Source organism: Salinisphaera dokdonensis CL-ES53 (assembly GCF_040361215.1).
GTDB lineage: Bacteria > Pseudomonadota > Gammaproteobacteria > Nevskiales > Salinisphaeraceae > Salinisphaera > Salinisphaera dokdonensis.
In genome coordinates this window covers 383533-405000 of record NZ_APND01000004.1, presented here as the reverse complement: position 1 = coordinate 405000, position 21468 = coordinate 383533, and the positions used below count along the sequence as shown (strand labels likewise).

At 60.7% G+C, this 21468-nt stretch carries 19 protein-coding genes and 2 tRNA genes (1 of these 21 only partly in view); 5 read left to right on the top strand and 16 right to left on the bottom strand.

Translation table 11 applies throughout. The features are described from left to right. From SADO_RS14280 to SADO_RS14235, 10 genes are all read right to left on the bottom strand, one after another. Positions 1-610, bottom strand: the 5' end (the start) of a protein-coding gene (locus SADO_RS14280; protein WP_353112549.1) for a pilus assembly protein. It extends 3425 nt beyond the left edge of the window; the window shows 610 of its 4035 coding nt (coding positions 1-610); its start codon is at positions 608-610; its stop codon lies beyond the left edge, outside the window. A gap of 11 nt (positions 611-621) precedes the next feature. After that, positions 622-1209 (bottom strand): pilus assembly PilX family protein, encoded by a 588-nt coding sequence (locus tag SADO_RS14275; RefSeq protein WP_353112547.1) that lies wholly within the window; start codon positions 1207-1209, stop codon positions 622-624. A gap of 8 nt (positions 1210-1217) precedes the next feature. After that, positions 1218-1994, bottom strand: coding sequence for a PilW family protein (locus SADO_RS14270; RefSeq protein ID WP_353112545.1), 777 nt, complete (start codon positions 1992-1994; stop codon positions 1218-1220). Continuing rightward, entirely contained in the window at positions 1991-2542 is a 552-nt protein-coding gene (pilV, locus tag SADO_RS14265) for a type IV pilus modification protein PilV (RefSeq protein WP_353112543.1), read from the bottom strand. The genes SADO_RS14270 and pilV overlap by 4 nt, the downstream gene beginning before the upstream one ends. After that, complete coding sequence (locus tag SADO_RS14260) at positions 2542-3087, bottom strand: GspH/FimT family pseudopilin (RefSeq protein WP_353112541.1); 546 nt, start codon at positions 3085-3087, stop codon at positions 2542-2544. Before SADO_RS14260 ends, pilV begins: the two co-directional genes overlap by 1 nt. A gap of 175 nt (positions 3088-3262) precedes the next feature. Next, positions 3263-3338 (bottom strand) — tRNA-Thr (locus SADO_RS14255). A gap of 135 nt (positions 3339-3473) precedes the next feature. Beyond that, positions 3474-4082 (bottom strand): hypothetical protein, encoded by a 609-nt coding sequence (locus SADO_RS14250; RefSeq protein ID WP_353112539.1) that lies wholly within the window; start codon positions 4080-4082, stop codon positions 3474-3476. A gap of 17 nt (positions 4083-4099) precedes the next feature. Further along, positions 4100-4711 (bottom strand): C39 family peptidase, encoded by a 612-nt coding sequence (locus tag SADO_RS14245; RefSeq protein ID WP_353112537.1) that lies wholly within the window; start codon positions 4709-4711, stop codon positions 4100-4102. 123 nt (positions 4712-4834) lie between these two features. Further along, the gene (locus SADO_RS14240; protein WP_353112535.1) at positions 4835-5203 is read right to left on the bottom strand and encodes a hypothetical protein; all 369 of its coding nucleotides are present in this window, start codon (positions 5201-5203) and stop codon (positions 4835-4837) included. A gap of 117 nt (positions 5204-5320) precedes the next feature. Further along, complete coding sequence (locus SADO_RS14235; protein ID WP_353112533.1) at positions 5321-6592, bottom strand: hypothetical protein; 1272 nt, start codon at positions 6590-6592, stop codon at positions 5321-5323. Positions 6593-7331: 739 nt separating this feature from the next. Here SADO_RS14235 and SADO_RS14230 point away from each other — a divergent pair. Together SADO_RS14230 and SADO_RS14225 are read left to right on the top strand one after the other, a co-directional pair. Continuing rightward, positions 7332-8714, top strand: coding sequence for a sigma-54 dependent transcriptional regulator (locus SADO_RS14230; protein ID WP_353112531.1), 1383 nt, complete (start codon positions 7332-7334; stop codon positions 8712-8714). Positions 8715-8729: 15 nt separating this feature from the next. Further along, positions 8730-9830 (top strand): transporter, encoded by a 1101-nt coding sequence (locus tag SADO_RS14225; RefSeq protein WP_353112529.1) that lies wholly within the window; start codon positions 8730-8732, stop codon positions 9828-9830. A 109-nt stretch (positions 9831-9939) separates the two neighbouring features. On the opposite strand, the gene SADO_RS14220 is transcribed toward SADO_RS14225, so the two are convergent. Next, positions 9940-11730, bottom strand: a complete 1791-nt coding sequence (locus SADO_RS14220) for an amidase (RefSeq protein ID WP_353112527.1) — start codon at positions 11728-11730, stop codon at positions 9940-9942. Between the two features lie 235 nt (positions 11731-11965). Here SADO_RS14220 and SADO_RS14215 point away from each other — a divergent pair. From SADO_RS14215 to SADO_RS14205, 3 genes are all read left to right on the top strand, one after another. Next, a tRNA-Ser gene (locus SADO_RS14215) sits at positions 11966-12055 on the top strand. Between the two features lie 84 nt (positions 12056-12139). Continuing rightward, the gene (locus SADO_RS14210; protein ID WP_353112525.1) at positions 12140-13159 is read left to right on the top strand and encodes a class I fructose-bisphosphate aldolase; all 1020 of its coding nucleotides are present in this window, start codon (positions 12140-12142) and stop codon (positions 13157-13159) included. 104 nt (positions 13160-13263) lie between these two features. Then, a complete protein-coding gene (locus SADO_RS14205) occupies positions 13264-15090 on the top strand; it encodes a patatin-like phospholipase family protein (RefSeq protein ID WP_353112523.1) in 1827 nt (608 codons plus the stop codon). Positions 15091-15199: 109 nt separating this feature from the next. Here SADO_RS14205 and dapE read toward each other — a convergent pair whose 3' ends face one another. The 5 genes from dapE to glnD all read right to left on the bottom strand — a co-directional run bounded on the left by dapE (position 15200) and on the right by glnD (position 21467). Continuing rightward, positions 15200-16339: a succinyl-diaminopimelate desuccinylase gene (gene dapE / locus SADO_RS14200; protein ID WP_353112521.1), complete on the bottom strand. Its 1140-nt coding sequence runs from the start codon at positions 16337-16339 to the stop codon at positions 15200-15202. A 2-nt stretch (positions 16340-16341) separates the two neighbouring features. Then, positions 16342-16692, bottom strand: coding sequence for an arsenate reductase family protein (locus SADO_RS14195; RefSeq protein ID WP_353112519.1), 351 nt, complete (start codon positions 16690-16692; stop codon positions 16342-16344). 15 nt (positions 16693-16707) lie between these two features. Further along, entirely contained in the window at positions 16708-17529 is an 822-nt protein-coding gene (dapD, locus tag SADO_RS14190) for a 2,3,4,5-tetrahydropyridine-2,6-dicarboxylate N-succinyltransferase (RefSeq protein WP_353112517.1), read from the bottom strand. Between the two features lie 63 nt (positions 17530-17592). Continuing rightward, positions 17593-18798, bottom strand: a complete 1206-nt coding sequence (gene dapC / locus SADO_RS14185; RefSeq protein WP_353112515.1) for a succinyldiaminopimelate transaminase — start codon at positions 18796-18798, stop codon at positions 17593-17595. Then, positions 18795-21467, bottom strand: a complete 2673-nt coding sequence (glnD, locus tag SADO_RS14180; RefSeq protein ID WP_353112513.1) for a [protein-PII] uridylyltransferase — start codon at positions 21465-21467, stop codon at positions 18795-18797. The genes dapC and glnD overlap by 4 nt, the downstream gene beginning before the upstream one ends. Between the last annotated feature and the right edge of the window lies 1 nt (position 21468).

Genomic DNA, 21468 nt, shown 5'->3' with positions numbered 1-21468 from the left:
TGTTGAAACAGATATATCCATTGCGGTCAGGGATATTTCCGTAGTCCGTTGCGGGAATCACCATTCCCGTTTGAAAATCGAAGGCTCCGGAGTTAGTCGTAGTCAGATTTATATCGCCATCGGCTTCATTTGGATCGTAGAGCGCCTCATCGGGTTCTGTCGGCGGATAGCTTTCGGTCGGCCACGCGCTATATTCGGTAGCGGGATTGAAATAGGCCTTGTTGTAGTCTGAAGAACGCGCGTAAGCGAGCTCGGGGATTGGCGGAATCGTCAGGCCTTGGGCGAGGATCTGATCGAACGGAAACAGGTAGCCGTAAGTCTCCCCGCTGTTATAGAACGTACCGTTGCTATCGGCCCCGGCACTGTTGTTGTCGCTCCAGTAGAGCCACCCTTCGTCTGTCGGGAAAAGCGTCTCCATGTCCATGGAGCCGGAATCGTCGACGGCAACCAGTACATTCGGCTCGGCGCTCGTGCCTGAGAACAATGGCGTTTGCGATAGCTCGAGATAATCCGCTGCCGTTGCAGATCCGAATGCACTGGCCAGCACTGATGCAGCGAAGAACGAGGTGAACTGGCGGCGTAAAGTTTTTTTCATTCCGATGATGCTCATGGGCGCCGCCATTAGTAGTTCTTTTCGTAGAGGCTTTGTGTAACGGCGAGTGCAGCCGGATTCTGGCCGCGCGCGCGAGCGGTAATCCGATACAGCATTGCGCCATCGCAGACCGCCGAGGTATCGGGGTTCAAATCTCGGGCGACACAATCGTAATCTTCCACGAAGTAGTCGATAGGCGGCATCTGTGTATCCAGCACGTACGAGAGTGGTTTGCCGTCTGCCCAGGTTGAGTCGTCTAGAAATGCATCCGCGCTATCTTTCTTGTCTTCGTCTTCGATCATGTCCGCACGCTGCCAGAGCTTCACAGAGATAGCGCCGGTGCTGGTCTTGGAGTCGTTCGGGAAACTTACCGCCACCGTGGAGCCAGGGGCTTGCGGTGTGGTGAACGCCGCATCTTGGAGAAGAAGCTCGCCGCGCCGAAGCGCCGCGTCTGCGGCCTGGCGGGCGCGCGACTTCTCACGCTGATTGGAGGCCATGCGTTCCTGCAGCGTCGAGGAGTTGATTGCGGAAACCGCAAGTAGCGTGATCACGACCAGAAAGATCAGGCTCGTAACGAGCACGAAGCCGTTTTCGCGGCGGGTCTTCGGTATGTGCATGAACCGCCTCATGGCAGCAAGTTGCGCAGGGCAACAGTCTGGTCAATGAATTGATAGGCACGCCGGTCGTCGTCGGTGCTGGTGAACGTGCTCCCGTCTGCAAACTCGAAGTCGCGTGCGAAGCCTTGTGCCAAGACGTTCTCATCGCTACGCAGTAGCAGTTGCAGCCGCAGGCTGCGCACATCGAGCTGGGTATCGTCGTTGCCTAACGCATCGACATAAGCATCGACGACGTTGTCCTTATCGGCGTCTGTATCGAGGCCATATCGAACTCGAAAGCGGGCCACGCTGCCTTCTTCCGTCAGCGGAACGCCGTTACACCGCAGAATGCCGGTGTCGTCTACTGACAAGGAGAAATTACCGACGACGGGCGTATCGGGCGTGCCGACCGCTGCGCCGGTGCAGTCTCGGAAATTGCCATCCGACTCGAAGCGCACATGTACGGCGTCATCCCCTTCGCCTTCGCCGCTATCGATCCCCGATACGACACCGCCGTCCACCAAGGTGAAGCCGTCATCGGTATTCTCGGCAGAGAAGAGGAACTCCTCGTCGGCGATCAGATCGACACGGTGGCCGGCATGGGCGATCACATTTTCAATGAAGAAACTCGCGAGGCGGCCCTGTTCTTGAACGTCGGCGAGCCCACGCTGCGCCTCGAAGCTCTCACGGTTACCCAGCAGAATCTGGAGCACGCCCGCAAGCAGCAGCAGGCCGACGACCAGAGCAACCATTAGCTCCACGAGGCTGAAACCGGCGTTGGCGCGCGGACGGATGGTGTTCATCATGGGCGCACCACGGTCTGGAAGCAGCCACTCACCATGGCGTCGCCGTTGTCACATTGGGCCATATCCACTTCCGCAGCCCCTGCGCCACGATCGGGATCGCGCTCGCTCCAGAGCACCGTAATGAGATAACTGACACATTCGCCGCCCACACTTTCTTCACAATCGACATAGCCAGCGCCGTTGGGAAGTCTCTCGGAAATCTGCTTGTCCCACTCCCAGGCGTCGCGGGTGGCCATGGCGCTGGGGTCGCATGTCTTATTGGGCGTACATGCTTTGGGCTCACTGCTGCCCTCGGCCGCCGGGTTCGCGATGCCTTCATAGGCGCCATCGCGCGCGCCGAGGAAGTTCACACGCATGCGATCCGCCATGTTGTCGGCAGCAAGCGTCGCGTCGCTGCGCGCAGACGAAGAGGCCGTGTTGGCGATACTCACGGTCTGCAGCCCCAGAATGCCAAGCAGCCCGATCGAGACGATAACGACGGTCACAAGCGCCTCAAGGAGCGTAAATCCGGTTTGATTTCTCGGTAGCGATGGGAATGCCGCGTGCATCAGCTGCTCGTCTCCACGGTCTTCTCGGTTCGAATGCGCCCCGTGCCACTGATCACGATTTCGGTCTGCTGCGCGGTCGAGTCGGCGTTGGCAGTAAAGGTGCCGATACTGCCCATGGCGAATCCATTGGGGTCGAAGAACGCCACGGAATCGACGTTGTTGTTGCCGCTTATGGTGATTTGGCCTTCGAGGGCACCCCGAACCCGCAGCGTATTCGCGCGAGTGGGCGTCGTACTGTCGGGATCCGGCACGTAGACGAGCCAACCCTGGCTCCAGTCGCCACCGGCATTGCATGCCGAGTTGCCGCTGCTCTTGCAGACATACACTCGCTGCCCGCGCGTGACAGCCTGACTGCGCGCGTAGTTGAGGTCGCCGACGAGGTCGTTGACCGTGGCAGCCATGGCGTTGCGCTGGACAACGCTACGATATGAGGGAATGGCAATAGCCAGCAGAATCGCGGCCACGGCGATCGTGACCAGCAGTTCCAGAAGCGTGAAGCCTCGGGCGCGCTGGTGGTTCGTAACGGTGTGCGGATGATCCCCCATGCATCCAGTATCGGCACTCGAAGCGCCTTGCGTACCCGCAACGCTGACCGGCGCGGACGTTTCTCCGACAAACGGTGAGTAGCGTGGGCAGACGCGAGTCGAAACCGGGGCGTTCGGTATCTGGAGGGTGCGGGTCAGCCGCATGAGCTGCCCTTGGCATGGATGCGTCAAGGGATGGTGCCGGGGAGAGGAATCGAACCTCCGACCTACTAATTACGAATCAGTTGCTCTACCGACTGAGCTACCCCGGCTCCGTGCGGCAAGGCGCGGATTATAGAGAAACCCTGCGCCTTGGACAATCAGTACGGGCAAGATTCTCGATCGGGGCGCGGTCAGACACAACGCGCGCCGCCGTCTGACACTGGCCTGCGGCGCGGCATTGGATATCAGCGGATAGAGTCCACCAACTGGCGCTGGATCATTGAGCGGCGTAACTCCGCGTTCAGGCCGTTGGTAAGCGTGCGCACGTTGCTGAGTTGGAAGTCGTAGACGGTGGCGTTACGTATCAATTGGTTGTCCAGCGAATTCTGAATGATGGTATGGGCCATGCCGGTATTCGTGTTGAGGATGCTCGACTCAATGCGATTGCCTGGCCCGAGTTGAATCGCGACCGGCTGTCGCGTGTCGGTCATCGCTAGCGCAGGGGGCGCCCCGACGCCGCGCGACAAGCTACCGATGACATCCTCGATTGCGAAGAGAGTCTGGGCAACCAGCGGATTGTCGTTGACCTGGTGGTAGCTCGTCAGGCCGAAAGAGAATTCGAACCCTTTGTTCGAGACGAAACCGCCTCGATATTGATCGAGTTCGGCTAGAGTGAGCCGCGTTGAACTGTCCGCAAATGGCGTGCTGGGGATGTCGATCAGTCGCGAGGCGAACTCGGCGCTGGCCGCCGCGCTGAATAACAACGCGGATGCGCAACCGAGCACTCGCAGCCGGCGTCCCGCCAATACTTTTCGATTTATTGCCTTGTAGCGCCTTGATTTCGTGTATTGCATGACTAGGCCCTCCCGAATCAGAAGTCACGACGCGGCGGACGCAGCAGGGCGAACGACGCCAGGCTGGGGGTGGGCAGACTCTCGCCGAGCGGAGCTTTAACCCATAGGTTCCATTCCTCTCGCCGATTGAAACTGTCCTTCGCCAGCGAACGGTGGCTGCGGACGACAAAGACGATGCCGTTCCACATCTGTTCGAATTCGTTGCGCGAGAATGTGCGTACCCCCAGGGCGGGATCGCCGACGAGTACCTGCTTCGCGGTAACACCCTTGATCAGCACGAAATGCAGGTAGCCGTTTCGATCCAGCAGCACGATCGCCGGTATTTCATTCTCGACCAGCTTGTCCAGCGAAACCCGGAAGCCGTCGGAGGAATAGCCTCGGCGCTCCAGATACTGCTTCATATCGAGCAGAGAGAATCCTTCGTGGGCAATCTTGGCCTGATCGCCATGCTCGTACATGCCGTCAAAGACCGCGAGCTCTTGCACTGGATCGTCGTAGTGATAGGTCAGCAGGGAGGCTAGTGCGGCCGAGCCGCAGCTATAGTCGTAACGCTGCTGCAGGACCGTGCGGAACTTGCGTTCCTTTACGCTTGTGATCCCTACATTGATGTTCACGCCGCCGGCAAGCATGTGGAGTTGTCCGGCATGGGCCTCAGATGTAGTGATGAAGCACAAGACGACGAGCAGCCATGCAGCCAGCGAGTACGACCTGATACTCGATGCGCTGAATAATGAAGTAGCCGTCGTCATGACTCAGGGGCTGATCGAGAAGTTGTAGATGGTCGAGTCCTGGATCACGTTGTTGTTGCCGCTGTTCTGTATGACCGTCGCGTGGCCGCGTACGCCAGAAAACGCCGCATCGCGTATGACGTTGCCGCCGTTGTTATTACCGGTCGCAACGCTATCGATCACGAGCCCGTCCTGACGGCTGGTCGAAGACACAATATCGATGATCGTCGTGCCTTCACGTCCGCGGTGAGTAGCCAGTTCCTGTTCTGCAATGGGTGCGGCGAAGTCGTCTTCTGCCAAGGCTGCGAGGGATAGCGGACTGAACAGTACAATCAGTAGCGTGCCACTCAGTCCTGCTGCGCGGACGCTTGCTGTGAGGCTGGAAAAATTCATGGCGCGGGACTCCCGGAGTTTTCAGCTTGGTCAATGTGTATTGCAGGCCCTGGCGAAAGGCCGGTGGAGGGCCTGGGCCTCTCCACCGGCGATAGGGCTTTGATACACGATCCCGAGCTAGCGGTTGATTTCCGCCTGAACGCTCACGCTCTGCTGCACGTTGCTGTTATGGCCGCTGTTCTGGCCCAGCTGAGTGATGCCTGCCGCATTTGCGAATGACCGATTCGTAACGGTATTGGCGCCGGTGCGGAGCCCGCCACGACCGCGTGAGACAACACTGCCCGAGGTCGTCGCCGACAGAGAGTTGAGGCTTACCGCTGCGTCGATGTCGAAGTCGGTATTGCCACTGTCACGCACAACCGTGCTGTTGTCGCTCATGTCGCGACTGTCGTTATAGCTGTCAACCGCCACATCACCCACGGTGTCGTCGTCACTGTCATTGTCATTGTTGACGACGCTGTTATCGCTCATGTCGCGGTTGTCGGTCTGGTCACGGTTGTCGCTTTGATCACGACTGTCGCTCATGTCCCGGCTATCGCTATTGTCGCTGTTATCGCTGCGATCGCTGTTGTCGTTATTACTGTTGGACGTAAGCGAGTTGCCGCTGGCGACATCACCGACGGTGTCGCTATTGTCGCTGTTGTTGCTGTTGTCGCTCATGTCACGACTGTCGCTCTGATCGCGATTGTCGCTGTTGTTGCTGTTATCGCTGTTATCGCTGTTGTCGTTGTTGCTGTTGGACGCGAGCGAATTGCCGCTGGCGACGTCACCGACTGTGTCGCTGTTATCGCTGTTGTTGCTGTTATCGCTCATGTCGCGACTGTCGCTGTTGTCGCTGTTGTCGCTCATATCGCGACTATCGCTCATGTCGCGGTTATCGCTGTTATCGCTGTTGTCGTTGTTGCTGTTGGATGCGAGTGAGTTGCCGCTGGCGACATCGCCGACGGTGTCGCTGTTATCGCTGTTGTTGCTGTTATCACTCATGTTGCGACTGTCGCTCATGTCCCGGCTGTCGCTGTTGTCGCTGCTATCACTCATGTCCCGATTGTCGCTCTGGTTGCGACTGTCGGCTTGATTGCGGCTGTCATTGTTGCTGTTCGAAGTAACCTGGTTGCCACTGGCGATGTCGCCGACGGTGTCGCTGTTATCACTTTGATTACGGCTATCGTTCTGGCTATTGGTGTCACCAACCGTCCGATTCGTCGTGCTGCTGTCGCTCGAGTCACTCGAGTTGTTGCTGGCGATTGCGCCGGTTGTCACATCGACCGACTGATCGTGTGTGCTTCCATCGCCCTGAACGGTGTTGTCGTTCAGGTCGTCCGCCCAAGCCGGCACAGCCAGCAAAAAAGCCGAACTGACCAGTACCCCATACATACGCGTCTTCATCATCGTTCTCCTGGCAAGGATGAGTTTGCGGAGACGCCTGGCCCCCCGCTGAATTGGGCGCATTTTCCTCGTGCCCAGGTTGGCTGTAACAAGGAATGTGCCAAGCATTACGCAGCGTTGTTTTCAAACTTATAGAGCCTCCAGAACGCGAGAAAACAACGGATTTATGCGGACCAGCTGTAGGGTAGTGGTAACCAGGCGAAACAAGCTATTGCCAAGATTTAAGTACGTATTCCGTAAAGCTCCGAGGCTAAAGTGAAATATTGGAGCCAGGTGCTGTCAGGTAAAGCGACGCTGTCGGAATTAATTGCACTTTTCTATGGGCTGATCCGCGAGGTGGGAGTGGGTGGACGTGGCCGTCTCCGAGCCTGACTGCGCTCGATCGGTGCCTGGGTAGTTCGTACACCACCTACGCATCACGGGTAATCGCGAATATAGGCCGCGGTGGCTCAAACACTCAGGCCTATATATGTGTGGCGCATTCAGAATGTACGACTATATGAAAGCCATTCGGCGGTTTTCGCGATCGCGCAAGGTGATTTGAGACGCAGCTGAGATGGTCCAGGTTGCGGTCATGTGTGGCTACCTTTCTTGTAGCAAAACCGTTTATTTCGTACAGGATTAATGAAGTTCCGCCTAATAGAACATCTTTCGTCGGTGTTGTGGTCAGGTTTGCGTTCGTGCTAAAGCAGGAGTGTCTAGGGGGATGCGCTAGGCCGTCGGTCAAGGGGGACTGGCACAGATGTATCAGCGAGAGATCGTCTGCTTGGACTGCGGTGGGGCGACGCAGGCTATTGCACGAGTACTTGTGGATGGCGGGTGGCGGGTTCGTCCCGCATCAAGCGCGGACGAGGCCAGGCGTTTGCTGGATGAGCTCGCCCCGCGTATTGCGCTGGTGGCATTTGCTGCGGCATTGCCAGATGCGAGTGACGTTCGAACCCTTGAGGATGTGCTCGAGACCAACACGCGTACCGCGTGGGTGGCGCTGGTAGAGCCTGGCCTGCTCGAGTCCCCGGCCATGCAACGGCTTATAGCGAGTTATTTTCGGGATTACATCAGCGCGCCGTTTCTGCCGGAGACCATCCTTCAAAGCGTAGGGCACGCCTACGGCATGGCCACAATAGATGGCGTGGCGTATCAGACGGTCGCTGCTGCGCCGGCAGACGAAATGTTGGGGCAAAGTGCAGCCATGGAAAATGTCCGGCGTGTCTTGCGCAAGTGCGCCCGCTCACGAGCGCCGGTCACGGTCACGGGCGAGAGCGGCACCGGCAAGGAATTGGCTGCGCGCTCGATTCATCATCAGTCGGCCCACGCGACGGGGCCTTTCATCGCCGTCAATTGCGGCGCCATCCCGGCCAATCTTATTCAGGCCGAGTTGTTCGGCCACTGCCGAGGCGCGTTTACCGGGGCCGACCGCGACAAGATCGGGCGTATTGAGGCGGCTCGAGGCGGCACATTGTTTCTTGACGAGATTGGCGATCTTTCGCTTGGTCTTCAGGTCAATCTGTTGCGTTTCTTACAGGAAGGGGTGATAGAGAAAGTCGGTACGCACCGACCGATCTCGGTAGACACGCGGGTGATCGCTGCGACCCACAAGAACCTGGAAAAGGCCGTCGCTGCAGGGGAGTTTCGCGAAGATCTCTACTACCGTTTGAACGTCCTCTGGGCCGAAATGCCACCCCTGCGTGAGCGTGCGGATGATATCGAACTGCTCGCTCAGGCATACCTCGAGCGCTTCTCTAGCCTGCGCAACGGCCGCGCGGCGGGCTTCTCCAGGCAGGCGCTCGCGGTCATCAAGGCCCATCCGTGGCCAGGCAATATCCGCGAGCTTGTGAATAGGGTTCAGCGTGCGGTCGTCATGTCGGACCGGCGCCTGGTGACGCCGGCCGATCTTGATCTCGACCGCCGCTGTATCAGCCGGAATCCGCAGACCCTCGAGCAGGTCCGCGCCGCCGCGGAAAAGGATGCGCTTCGACGCAGCCTGCGGCACTCAGGACATAACGTGGCCGAGACCGCTCGGGATCTAGGCGTCTCGCGTCTGACGATATATCGACTCATGGAAAAGCATGGGCTTCAGCAAAACGCGAGCGGTGTGCCGTTGGCGTGCACGAATCGCAACGCATAATCGAGGGGTAATGGCGTGACGAAAATACTATACGGAAAGCGTGTTGCTCTGCCGGTGGCGCTTGCAGCGTTATCGCTGCAGATTTCCCTGGCGCAAGCTCAATCGGAAGGTACCGGGCCCGGGGGCCAGGGGGCAGGCCAGGGCGAGTCGTTTCGACCGGGGATCTATGAGGAGCCCGAAGAGAATTTGCCGGCGGATGTCGGGGAGTTGTTTGACGATCGCGGGGTGCTCACACCCAAGGGTGCGTTGATCATGGAGCCATCGCTCTCGTTCAGCCATTCGTCTGCCAATCGTGTCGCCATTGAAGCATTTACTATCGTGCCGGCCATCGCTGTAGGTCTTATCGACGTCCGCGAAATTCGACGGGATACGTTTATCCTGGCGGGAACGTTCCGGTACGGAATCACCAGTCGCCTGGAATTTGAAACACGCATTCCGTACGTGCGGCGCAGCGACGACGTACGCAGCCGTCAGCTCCTCGAAGCGAGCTCCGATGACGTGATCATCGATTCCAACGGCAACGGCCTGGGCGACATTGAGGCGGCACTGCATTACCAGCTGAATATCCCCGATCCGGGCGACCCGTATTTCATTGCCAACCTGCGCGCCAAGAGTCGTACCGGCACGGACGTGTTCGAGGTTGACCGCGAGCTGGTGATGCAGGATGACTTGATCGTCGGTGAGCGGTTAATGGAGCAGCCGACCGGCTCGGGGTTCTGGGCTATCGAGCCGAGTATCACCGCCGTCTATCCCACCGATCCGGCCGTATTCTTCGGGAACTTCAGCTATACGTGGAATCTTGAGCGCGACGTGGGCGGGAATATCGGCGAGATAGACCCGGGCGACTTCGTGGGCATCAACTTCGGCATGGGGTTCGGAATCAACGAGAACACGTCGTTCAGCCTGGGCTACGACCACACGGTCGTGTTCAGGACGGAACAGAACGGTAGCGTGGATCAGACCGAATTCGACCGAATCCACGTGGCCAGTCTTCTGCTGGGCTTCGGCCATTCCTTCAGCCCGAAGGCGAATCTGAACCTGGCGCTGGCGATCGGCGTGACAGAAGACGCGCCGGACGTTCAGGTCACGATGCGGTTGCCGATTCGCCTGTTCTAGTGCACGGGGCGAGCCCGCGGAGCTAATCACAGCACAGGCGGAGTAACCCTCTCCGAGGTGGTAAGAGGCGGCCGGTTTGCACCGGCCGCCAACTATTTCTCGCGAGTGGTCAGTCGTCGTTCGCCGCCAGTTCGGGCGTGAACGTCGGTGCCGCGCGCGGGGCGAAGTTCTCCTGGTAGCTGTAGGCCAGACGGATGAGCGTGGGCTCATCAAACTCTCGGGCCAGAAGCTCCATACCCACCGGCAGGGCGGGCTCGGCGTCCGCCGTCTCATCGTCCGCAGCCGGAACAACCATGCCCGCCGGCATGCTCAGTGCCGGGAATCCAGAGAAGGGGCTGAGGCGGTTGTTGCTGCCCGCGCTTGGAGAACTGCCCAGGTCCGGCGCGAGGCTCTGCACGGAGGGATAGAGCAGGGCATCGTAAGGTGCGCCCAGGGCGTTCGCGCTCATGTCGTCGCCGTCGCGATTTTCGAGGATGCGCAGCAGGCCGTTGCGTACGATCGTGGGGCGTTCCTCTATATTGCGCTGGTACTGGTTACGGTAATCGACGGCGTCCTCACTCATGTCGTCCGTGTTTTCTAGCGCGATACCGATAGCGCCATAGAACGCGAAGGTGCCTGCATTGCGTTCCTCGTAGCCACCGCTTGCTGCGACGGCGTCGAAACTACGCAGATGGCCATCAAGGTCGGATGACCAACTCATGAGATAGTCCGTGGCGTCGCGCCGAAACTCGAAGCGGGAGTTGCTCGGAAAATCCGTGAGTTCGTCAGTCGAGACATTCCGCTCGGCGAGATCGGCTTCGGTGAGGACGTCTACCGTGGCGCCAGCGCTACGCATTTTTTCGATCGCATCCATAAGAGCGGCCTGCACTTGTCCGTTCTCGCCTTCGCCGTTGCCGAACAACGGCAGGATTGCGGCAATACGTGCCCCGTCGAGTCCATCTGCGTCCAGAAAGTCGGTGTAGGTCGTGGGGACGTTGGTGATCGTCGCGTATTCGGCCGCGCTTTCGATTGCGGCGGAGTCATAAGCGAATTCCTTACGCTGATTCGCCGCAGGGCTATCGTCAAAGCCGACCATGGCGTCCAGCATCAGCGCGCAATCTTCTACGGTCCGACACATCGGTCCGCCGGTATCCTGTGAGGCGGCAAGCGGCAGGATGCCGTCCTGGCTGACCAGGCGCAGACTCGGACGGATGCCGACAAGGCCTTCGAGGCTGGACGGTACGCGGATCGAGCCGCCGGTATCGCTGCCCGTGCCGGTCATCGCGAAGCTTGCCGCGATGGCCGCGCCGGTGCCGGAAGATGACCCGCCGGGGCCTTTAGTCGGGTCGTAGGCGTTCTTGACCTGTCCCCGCACCGAGCTGCTGCCACGGAAGCCGAAGGCGAATTCATCCAGGTTCGCCTTGCCGAGGATCAAGCCGCCCGCATCGACAATCCCCATCACCGAGAATGCATCGTCGGGCGTCTGGTTGTACTGCAACGCCATGCCGCCCGCAGTGGTCGTCACGTCTACGGTATCGAAATTGTCCTTGAGTAGGACCGGTACGCAGTGAAGCGGGCCAGTGGCACCACTACGGCTGTAGTCGGCGTCGAGCATGCGGGCACGATCGAGCGCAAGCGGGTTCACCCGGATGACGCTACGTAGCTCGGGTCCGGCGTCGTCGTAAGCGCGGATGCGGTCGATATAGCCCTGAACCAGCGTTTCGCAGGTCAGCGTGCCGTCGCGCATAGCGGCGTGAGCCTGTGCGATGGTGCCTTCGACGAAATTGAAGGTCGCGGGGTCTGTCGGTGTCGCCGGCGAACCGCCGCCTGATGAAACGTCGTCGCCCGAGTCGGAGTCGCTGCCGCAGCCAGCCAATAGTGCTGCCGATAACGACAGCAGGAGGAAAAGCCTCGATTTCATGATGTCCCCAAAAAAGTGAAAAATCCGCCCGAAATCTCGAGCGGGTAGATAGAGGGCACAGATCGGCTCGCCCCAGGGCAGTGCACGTCACACCGCTCCGGCCCCCTGCAAGCCCCTGAAGCAAAAGCTGTGCCGTTGCATGCCGCATGCAGCGGATAAGGGTGGGCTCGGGACGCCCGGGCTTGCGCTATGAGGCCCGGGTCTCGGACAATGCGCTCGCTCGCAAGCGCGCTGCGGAGAGGTGGCAGAGCGGTTGAATGCACCGGTCTTGAAAACCGGCAGGGGTTCACGCCCCTCGTGGGTTCGAATCCCACCCTCTCCGCCATTTCCCGCGCAGCGCCAGCATGGTTCTCCAACGCTGGCGTTTTACGGTAAAATCCCGCGAAATTGGCTCATGAAGGACTCGCGCATGCACGAACAAGCACTTATCGATACCGCCAAAGCACTCGTCGCGGATGGCAAGGGCATCCTTGCCGCCGACGAATCGACGGGCACCATCAAGAAACGTCTCGACAGCATCGGCGTCGAGTCGACCGAGCAGACCCGTCAGGCCTATCGCAACTTGCTGTTCACGACTCAAGGCGCGGAAGACTTCATCAGCGGCGTGATCCTGTTCGAGGAGACGCTGTTCCAGAAGGCAGACGACGGTACGTCGTTCGCCAAGCTGCTCGCCGACAAGGGCGTTATCCCGGGCATCAAGGTGGACAAGGGCGCCAAGCCGCTGGCCGCCAGCACCGAAGAGAAAGTCACTGAAGGGCTCGATGGCCTGCGCGAGCGTCTCGCCGAATACGCGGAAGCGGGTGCCCGGTTCGCCAAATGGCGCGGCGTGATCGACATCACTGACGATCGCCCGACCGACTACTGCATCCACGTCAATGCGCATGCGCTGGCGCGTTATGCGGTGCTCTGCCAGGAAGCCGGTATCGTGCCGATTGTCGAGCCGGAAGTGCTGATGGATGGCGCCAACTCGATCGAGCGCTGTGAAGAAGTCACCGACGCCGTACTCGATGCCGTGTTTGCAGAGCTCAAGAAGCAGGAAGTCATGCTCGAGGGCATGCTGCTCAAGCCCAACATGGTCATCTCGGGCAAACAGTGCCCGCAGCAGGCTGGCGTCGAACAGGTCGCAGAAGCCACGCTGCGCTGCCTCAAGCGTCGTGTGCCCTCCGCAGTGCCGGGCATTGTGTTCCTGTCGGGCGGCCAGAGTGACGAGCTCGCGACCGCCCACTTGAATGCAATGAACCGTATGGGGCCGCAGCCCTGGAAGCTGTCGTTCTCCTATGGTCGTGCCCTGCAGGCGCCGGCACTGGATGCCTGGCGTGGCAAGCCGGAGAACGTCGAGACGGCACAGGGCGCCTATCTCAAGCGCGCACGCAACAACGGCGCGGCTGCGCGTGGCGAGTACACGGCCGAGATGGAAGAGGCGGCCTGAATCGTCCAGTAGACTTCATCGTATCGATGTCGTGAAAAGCCCGGGGTTCGCCCCGGGCTTTTTTATGCGCGACGTAAACGCCTGTCGAGCCGTAGAATGATGCAATGGATATAGTCGCCGCACTCAAGTCGAGCACGCTGTTTCGTGAGCTCGACCGGCGTGCACTGCGATCGATCGCCTCCAAGGCCGAATGGATAGAGCGTGGCGGCGGGCAGTATCTGTTCCGGGTGGGTGAGGACAGTGATGCGCTTTATCTCGTCGCTTCCGGCCGCATCCGGGTGGTGCGCCCCGAAGCCGATCGTACGCCGCTGCTGCTTGGCGAGATCGGCGCTGGCGACACCGTCGGCGAGATCACGCTAATCACCGCAGAGCCGCATTCATCGGATGCCTATGCGCTGCGCGACACGGCGCTGATTCGCATATCCCGGGAAGTGTTCGAAACGCTGGTGGTGAGCCATCCGACCGCCATGCTGCGGGTCACGCGCATGGTGGTCGATCGGCTGCGTTCGGCGCGACCGGCGCCGCAGCGCGAAAGCGTGCGCAGCGCGCGCACCTTTGCTGTCGTCCCGGCCCATCCCGGCGTCGACGTCAAGGCGTTTGCGGCCCACCTGTCTCGGGAACTCGGCCTTGCCGGGGCGACGCTGCGACTGGATGCCGAACGCGTGAATCGGGCTATGGGCGAGGGCGCGTCGGCGGTCGATTTCGGCATTGGGGAGCGGAATCGTGAACTGGCGGGGTGGCTGACCCAGCTTGAGGAGCGCTATCGCTATATCGTGTACGAAGCGAGCCCGGAACCCGACGCCTGGACAAGACGTTGTCTGCGCCAGGCCGATCGCATCCTCCTGATTGCCCACGGTGATCAGCGCCCATTCCTGTCACGCAACCTGAGTTGGATTCGCGAGCAGGCCTTGCGAGCCCCGCAGGAGATGGTCGTGCTGGCCCCGGCAAACGCCGGGTATTCGCCGCGCTCCTGGAAAGAATGCGCCGGCGCGAGCGCCCAACACCGTGTACAGATGGGCCTGCCGGATGCCCAGATGGGGCGTCTGGCACGCATGGTGTCCGGGCGCGCCGTCTGCCTGGTGCTGGGCGGCGGCGGCGCACGCGGGTTCGCGCATCTCGGCCTGATTCGCGCGATGCAGGAAAAAGGCATTCCTATCGACGCGGTCGGCGGCACCAGCATGGGCGCGATGGTGGCCGCGATGCTTGCCATGGGGCTCGACGCGCAACAGATGCTCTCACGTATGCGAGAGACGTTCGTCACTGGCAAGTTCCTGAACGACTATTCGTTATCGCGGATTTCGTTGATCAGCGCAGAGAAATTTCGGCGCCAGCTCAAGGTCGTGTTCGGCGAGCGCCATATCGAGGATCTGGAGCTGCCGTTCTATTGCTTGAGCACCAATCTCACGCGAGGCATTCCCGTGGTGCACGATCAGGGCGAACTCGCGACATGGGTGGGGGCGAGCATGGCGGTGCCGGGCATCGCGCCACCGATCGTGCACCGCGGGGAACTGCTCGTGGATGGGGGGCTATTGAACGCCATACCCTTTGACGTGATGGCGGATATGGGCCGTGGTCAGGTGATCGTCTCCGATGTCAGTCGCGAGCCGAATCTACGGGTCGAAATGGCTGAAGACGCCGATGCGACGTCGTTACTATCGCTCGGCGCAGGCGCACGGCATCTGAACATGTTCAAGATTCTGTTTCATACCGCAACGCTCACGAGCGAGCGCGAGAGTCGAGACATCGATGCCCGTGCCGATCTGGTTCTGCATATGCCGGTGGGCGGTATCAGCATGTTCGACTGGGACGAACTGGATGAGATTGTCTATCGCGCCTATCACCACGCCGACCAGAAGCTCGACGAATGGCGCTCGAACCAGGTTGATGCGTTCCGGGCACGGGTGATCGCAAATCGGGCAGAAAAGAGCTAGCTCCAGTGCTTCGGCGCGACGCAGGAAGCGGAGCAAGTTCGATCCAGCGAAAGCATGTCGTCAGCTTGGCCTTACTTCCCAAGTTGCTCTTAGCGAGGTCCGAACGCTCTCAGGAGACCAGAACGCCTGTAACGATGCTCTCGTAGATGGCAGCGAGCTCATCGACATCTGCCGCACGAATACGCTCGTTCGCCTGGTGGATGGTGTCGTTCAGCGGGCCGAGTTCCAGCACTTCGGCCCCGGTCGGTGCGATGAACCGGCCATCGGACGTGCCGCCTGCGGTCGATAGCGTGGTCTCGATGCCGGTCTGGGCGTGGATTGCTCTACGCGTGGCCTCGATCAAAGCACCGCTCCGCGTGATGAACGGCGCGCCCGACAAGCGCCATTCGATTGCGTCCGGTGCGATGCCGAAGGCCTCACACCGACGCTCGACATGGGCACGAATGCTGTCTTCACTCTGTGCGGGATTGAAACGCCAGTTGAACCGCGCTTCGGCCACGCCCGGAATCACATTCTCGGCACCGGTGCCGGAAATGAGGTTGGATACCTGAAACGACGTCGGCGGGAAGAACTCGTCACCGTCGTCCCAGTGGTGGGCGACGAGGTCGGCGAGCAGGGCCGTAAGCCGATGCAGGGCGTTGTCGGCCTTGTGCGGATACGCCACATGGCCTTGGCGCCCCTGGATCCGTGCATGACCATTAAGACTGCCGCGCCGGCCGCTCTTCACCGTGTCGCCAAGCGTCTCGCTGCTCGAAGGCTCGCCGACAATGCAGTAGTCGATTTCAATACCGCGTACACCAAGCCAATCCATGACGGCACGGGTGCCGTCTACGGCCGGGCCTTCTTCGTCGCTGGTCAGCAGGAAGGCCAGTCGACCGTCGTGTTCCGGATGTGCGGCACGAAAACGTTCGGCGGCGCACACCATGGCCGCCACGCTGGATTTCATGTCCGACGCGCCACGCCCGTTCAGCCAGCCCGATTCGTCGACCGTCGCGCTGAATGGGTCGTGGTGCCAGTCTTCTTCAGGGCCAGGCGGCACGACATCGGTATGCCCGGCAAAGCACAGCAGCGGGCCACTATTGCCGGCGACCGCCCACAGATTATCGACGTCACCAAACCGTAGGTGCTCGACCTCGAACCCGGCCGCCGCGAGACGCTCGCCAATGAGCTGCTGACAGCCGGCGTCTTCAGGCGTGACCGATGGGCGCGAGATCAGCTCGCGCGCGAGTTGAAGTGCGTCGTCGCTCATGGTCAGTCTGCGCCGGCAAGCGCGGCTTCGTAGCGGTTGGCGGCAAACCCGGCCAGGGTGTCGGTCGCCGTTTCCAGTATCGGGCGCTTGATCAGCGTGGGGTGTTCGACGAGAACGGGCACCGGGTCGTTCTCGGCCCGGGCCCGCTCATCGCTGTCGAAATCACGCCAGGTCTTGCTGCGCTTGTTGAGTAGCGCCGCATCGCCGAGCGCGTCGCGCCACTGCTCGAGACGCTCGCGGGAGACGCCGTCTTGGCGCAGGTCGACCCATTCGTGATCGATACCCGCATTGGCCAGCCACTGGCGTGCCTTGCGGCAGCTGTCGCAGTTGGGAATGCCGTAGAGTCTGATCATGATGCAGCCGGAAAATCAGGCGCTGCGCAGCAGCTCGTTGATACCGACCTTGGCCCGCGTGCCTTCATCGACCTTCTTGACGATGATCGCCGCGTTGATGCTGTAACGGCCGTTGTCGCGCGGCAGGCTGCCGGCCACTACCACCGAACCGGCTGGTACTTCGCCGTGCAGGATCTGGTCGGTTTCTCGATCGTAGATCGGTGTGGAGGCACCGATGAAAACGCCCATGGAGATGACCGAGCCTTTGCCGATGCGCACGCCTTCGACGATCTCGGAACGCGCGCCGATGAAGCAGTTGTCTTCAATGATGGTCGGGGCGGCCTGCAACGGCTCGAGCACGCCGCCAAGTCCGGCACCGCCGGACAGATGCACGTTCTCGCCGACCTGGGCACAGGAACCCACGGTGGCCCAGGTATCCACCATGGTGCCGCTGCCGACATAGGCGCCGATGTTCACATAGCTGGGCATGACCACGGCGTTCGGTGCGATATGGGCGCCGCGACGCACCATAGCCGGCGGCACGATGCGTGCGCCCTGACGTTTGAAGTCGTCCGCGTCGTAATCGGCGTACTTGGCCGGAACCTTGTCGAAATAGCGCGTATGCCCGCCATCGATCGGCGTGTTATCGCGCAGGCGAAACGACAGCAGAACGGCTTTCTTGAGCCATTCGTTGACGACCCAGCCGTCATCGGTCGGCTCGGCGACACGACCTTCGCCGGAGTCGAGCAGGTCGAGCGCGCTTTGAACCGCGTCGCGTACGCTTTCCTCGGCATTATCCGGCGAAATGTCGGCACGGTTTTCGAAAGTTTCTTCGATGATCTGCTGCATGTCGGCCATGGATGCTCCCTTGCGAGGCGTGGTTCGCGAATGACTGAAGTTTTTTGGACGGCGGAGTTTAACCTAGACGGCAAGGGTCGAGCAGACGCGGGCCAGCCGCTGTACGGCTGCCACGCAGTCCTCGGTGCTCGCGACCAGCGACAAACGAAGCCGGTTCTCGCCGGGGTTGTGGCCGTTCACGGCGCGTGCCAGGTATCGGCCCGGTACGACCTTTAGATTCTCGTCACGAAGCGCGGCGATGGTGAGTTGTTCATCGCTGCTGTCGAACGCGGGCCACAGATAGAACGACCCACTCGGGCGCACGACATCGCAGATTGGTTCGAGCACCGGCATGACGGCGTCGTACTTGGCGCGATAGCGCTCGCGGTTTTCCCGCACGTGCGCCTCGTCGCGCCAGGCCGCGATGCTTGCTGCCTGAATATGATTACCCAGCGTCGCGCCGTGGTAAGTGCGATAGCGCAGGAATTCGGCCAGCACACGGCCGTCGCCGGCAACGAATCCGGAACGCAGGCCCGGCAGGTTCGAGCGCTTGGACAGGCTGTGAAAGACGATGCAGCGCTCGAAATCGCTGCGGCCCTGTTGATGCGCGATGTCCAGAAGGCCGGGTGGCGGCGCCGACTCGTCTGAATAGATTTCGCTGTAGCACTCGTCCGAGGCAATGATGAAATCGTGCCTGTCCGCCAATTCTAGGGCGCGTTCAAGATAGGCCCGATCGGCGACCGCACCCGTGGGATTGCCGGGAGAGCACAGGTATAGCAACTGTACGCGATCCCAGTCGCTGGGTCCGAGCGCGTCAAGATCCGCGAGGAAGCCGGTTTCCGGCAAGCAGGGCAGATACAACGGCTCGGCCCCGGCGAGCAGCGTAGCGCCTTCGTAGATTTGATAACCGGGATTTGGCATGGCCACGGCCGCACCGGTCTTGCGCGGATCGACTACGGCCTGGGCAAAGGAAAACAACGCTTCGCGGGTGCCTGCAGCCGGCAGAATATGGCGCGCATCATCAATCGTTTGGCGCGCTACGTTAAAGCGCTTTGCCAACCAATCGGCTATCGCTGCACGTAACGCTTCACTACCGCGTGTTGGCGGGTAATTCGCGACGCCGCCCATCTGAGCGATTAGCGCATCGCAGGCAACCTGGGCGGGCGGGTGCTGTGGTTCGCCGATAGCCAGAGAGATCGCATCGCGATCGGGATTTGGCGTCGTGTCGCGAAGCAGTGTCGCCAGCCGCTCGAATGGATAGGGCTGAAGCGTATCGAGTCGAGGATTCATGGGTCGTTCTTGTCGAGTTCAGAGGTGAGTGCTTCCCGAATGCGGGCGCGGGTGTCGCGGTCCCGTATGGGCGCGTGTTCGCGATCGGTGATGAAGAACACGTCCTCGGCACGCTCGCCGATGGTTGCGATCTTGGCGGTCTCGAGCAGGATGCCGTACTGGTAGAAGATATCGCCGATTATCGAAAGGAGGCCGGGACAGTCGGCGGTCACCACTTCCATGACGGTACAAGCGCGTTCCGAGGCCTCACTGAAATAGATCTGGGTGGGAACGTTGAAGTAGCGGCTGCGGCGCGAGGCGCGGCGCGTCACATCGATGCTCTCTACGTCCGGATCTGCAATCGCGGCGCGGACCGTGTCCTCGATCTCCCGACGTCTGAAGTCATCGGTGATTGGCTGACCGTCGCTTTCGCAGATCACATACGTATCAAGGGTGTAGTCGTCGCTCGTCGTGTTGATGCGTGCGTCGAGGATCGACAGGCCCAGTTGCGCGAGTACGCCTGTAGCGACGCCGAACAGATAGTTTCGATCGCGGCTGTACACGAACAGCGTGCTGCCTTGATCGGAAATCTCTGCGAGTGTGACCAGCGGCCCGTCGCCTGTGTGGGTCACGATCGCGCGTGTCTGGCGCGCGACTTCCTCGGGGCTATGGCGCAGAAAATAATCGGGTTCAAAGCGTGCCCATACGGCCTTGAAAAGGGGCGTGTTCACACGGGTTCGCGTCAGCATTGCGGCGGCCGCACTGCGGGTCTCTGCGACCAGTTCGGCTTCGTTCAGCGGATCGTCGAGCCCGCGCTCCAGGGCGCGGCGGGTGCTGGTGTACAAGTCCACCAGCAGACTTTCCTTCCAGGAGTTCCAGAGGTTCGGGTTCGTTGCCCGAATGTCGCAGACCGTCAGGAGGAATAGCCGATCCAGGCGCTCGCGCGATCCCACTTCACGTGCGAACTCATTAATGACCTGTACATCGTTGATGTCACGACGTTGTGCGGTCATCGACATGAGCAGGTGCTGGCGAACGAGCCAGCAGACCAGATCGGTGTCATCCGAGGAAATGCCGTGATCCCGGCAGAAGGCGAGCGCGTCCGCTGCGCCCAATTCCGAGTGGTCGCCGCCGCGGCCCTTGGCAATATCGTGCATAAGGCCGGCGATATAGAGGATCTGCGGTTTGTTGAGCGACTGCATCAGCTCGCTGGCGAACGGCAGCTCGTGCCGAAAACGCGGTAGCACCAGCCGGCGTAGATTTCGGATAACAAACAGTGTGTGCTCGTCGACCGTGAGCGTATGGAACAGGTCGTACTGCATCCGACCGATGATCTTTCGGAAGTTGGGCAGATAACGGCCGAGAATCCCGTACCGATTCATCCGGCGCAGGGCGCGTGTCACGCCACCGCGTTGGCGCAGAATTTCTGTAAAAAGACGCCGGCAATGAATTGATGAGCGGAAGTTTTTATCTATGAGGTGGCGGTCGCGCCGCATCAGCCGCAAGGTGTGCGCACGGATGCCGGTCAGCCGCGGCCGCGTCTGCATGAGGTAAAAAATTTCGAGCAGGGCGCTGGGCGTCTTTACGAATACATCGTCGGCAGTGACTTCGATAAAGCCATGCCGCGACTGAAACCGCTCGTTGATAGCGCGCGGGCGCTCGCTCTCGCCGTAATGGAGAATCGCCTCAGAGAAAAGTTGAAGCAATATGTCATTTAGCGCAGTCAATGCCTTGATATTACGATAATATCGCTGCATGAACTGCTCGACCGCGAGGTTGTTCTCCTCGTCTTCGTAACCCAGCATCTTCGCGATCTGGATCTGATGGTCGAAAAGCAGTCGATCCTCGGCGCGATCGGTGAGCGTGTGCAGCGCAAAACGCGCCCGCCAGAGAAAGGCCTGCCCGCGCTTGAGCTCGGTGAACTCGCGATCGCTCAGAAATCCGTAATCGACCAGGCCGTCGAGCGTCTGCGCCGCGAACTGTCGTTTGGCGACCCAGGCGATGGTCTGGATGTCGCGTAGCCCGCCGGGCGATTCCTTTGTATTCGGCTCCAGCTTGTAGGCCGTCTCGTCGTAGCGCGCATGACGGACTTCCTGTTCCTCGACTTTCGCCTTGAAGAAAGCGGCGGATGGCCAGATATGCTCGACCGAGGTTGCCGCGCGCATTGCCGCGAACAGGGCGGCATCGCCCGCGAGCGCACGGGACTCCATCAGATTCGTCATGATCGTGATGTCGTTTTCGGCCTGCTCGGTACACTCGCCGGGTGAGCGTACGCTGTGGCCGACTTCCAGTCCGATATCCCAGAGGTGGGTGAGAAATCGTTCCAGTGCAGGCCCGACGGTCTCGAGCGTGCCTTCACGGTAGAGCACCAGCAGGTCGATATCGGACTGCGGCAGCAGCTCGCTACGCCCGTAGCCGCCAACCGCGACCAGGCACGCGTCGGAGGTGTCGACAACACAGTGCCATGCGTTGATCAGGACCGCGTCCACAAGTGCGCTGCGGGCGCCGACGAGCGTGTCGACGTGCGCGCCGTTGCGAAAGCTTTCCTCGATACGCACGCGGCCCTCATTGAGCTTGTCGCGCGCATCGCTGATCGAGGTGCCCTCGATCTTGGAAACGCTATCCAGAAACGCGTTCCAGTCCGTGGGCCCCGGGCGTGCTCGCGACCGGTCGGCAGATCGGATCGACACC

Excerpts from the sequence above, each read along its gene's own strand:
- SADO_RS14275 (WP_353112547.1), bottom strand. The coding sequence starts at position 1,209 with ATGCACATACCGAAGACCCGCCGCGAAAACGGCTTCGTGCTCGTTACG.
- SADO_RS14270 (WP_353112545.1), bottom strand. The coding sequence starts at position 1,994 with ATGATGAACACCATCCGTCCGCGCGCCAACGCCGGTTTCAGCCTCGTG.
- pilV (WP_353112543.1), bottom strand. The coding sequence starts at position 2,542 with ATGCACGCGGCATTCCCATCGCTACCGAGAAATCAAACCGGATTTACG.
- SADO_RS14260 (WP_353112541.1), bottom strand. The coding sequence starts at position 3,087 with ATGGGGGATCATCCGCACACCGTTACGAACCACCAGCGCGCCCGAGGC.
- SADO_RS14250 (WP_353112539.1), bottom strand. The coding sequence starts at position 4,082 with ATGCAATACACGAAATCAAGGCGCTACAAGGCAATAAATCGAAAAGTA.
- SADO_RS14245 (WP_353112537.1), bottom strand. The coding sequence starts at position 4,711 with ATGCTTGCCGGCGGCGTGAACATCAATGTAGGGATCACAAGCGTAAAG.
- SADO_RS14240 (WP_353112535.1), bottom strand. The coding sequence starts at position 5,203 with ATGAATTTTTCCAGCCTCACAGCAAGCGTCCGCGCAGCAGGACTGAGT.
- SADO_RS14235 (WP_353112533.1), bottom strand. The coding sequence starts at position 6,592 with ATGATGAAGACGCGTATGTATGGGGTACTGGTCAGTTCGGCTTTTTTG.
- SADO_RS14230 (WP_353112531.1), top strand. The coding sequence starts at position 7,332 with ATGTATCAGCGAGAGATCGTCTGCTTGGACTGCGGTGGGGCGACGCAG.
- SADO_RS14220 (WP_353112527.1), bottom strand. The coding sequence starts at position 11,730 with ATGAAATCGAGGCTTTTCCTCCTGCTGTCGTTATCGGCAGCACTATTG.
- SADO_RS14210 (WP_353112525.1), top strand. The coding sequence starts at position 12,140 with ATGCACGAACAAGCACTTATCGATACCGCCAAAGCACTCGTCGCGGAT.
- SADO_RS14205 (WP_353112523.1), top strand. The coding sequence starts at position 13,264 with ATGGATATAGTCGCCGCACTCAAGTCGAGCACGCTGTTTCGTGAGCTC.
- dapE (WP_353112521.1), bottom strand. The coding sequence starts at position 16,339 with ATGAGCGACGACGCACTTCAACTCGCGCGCGAGCTGATCTCGCGCCCA.
- SADO_RS14195 (WP_353112519.1), bottom strand. The coding sequence starts at position 16,692 with ATGATCAGACTCTACGGCATTCCCAACTGCGACAGCTGCCGCAAGGCA.
- dapD (WP_353112517.1), bottom strand. The coding sequence starts at position 17,529 with ATGGCCGACATGCAGCAGATCATCGAAGAAACTTTCGAAAACCGTGCC.
- dapC (WP_353112515.1), bottom strand. The coding sequence starts at position 18,798 with ATGAATCCTCGACTCGATACGCTTCAGCCCTATCCATTCGAGCGGCTG.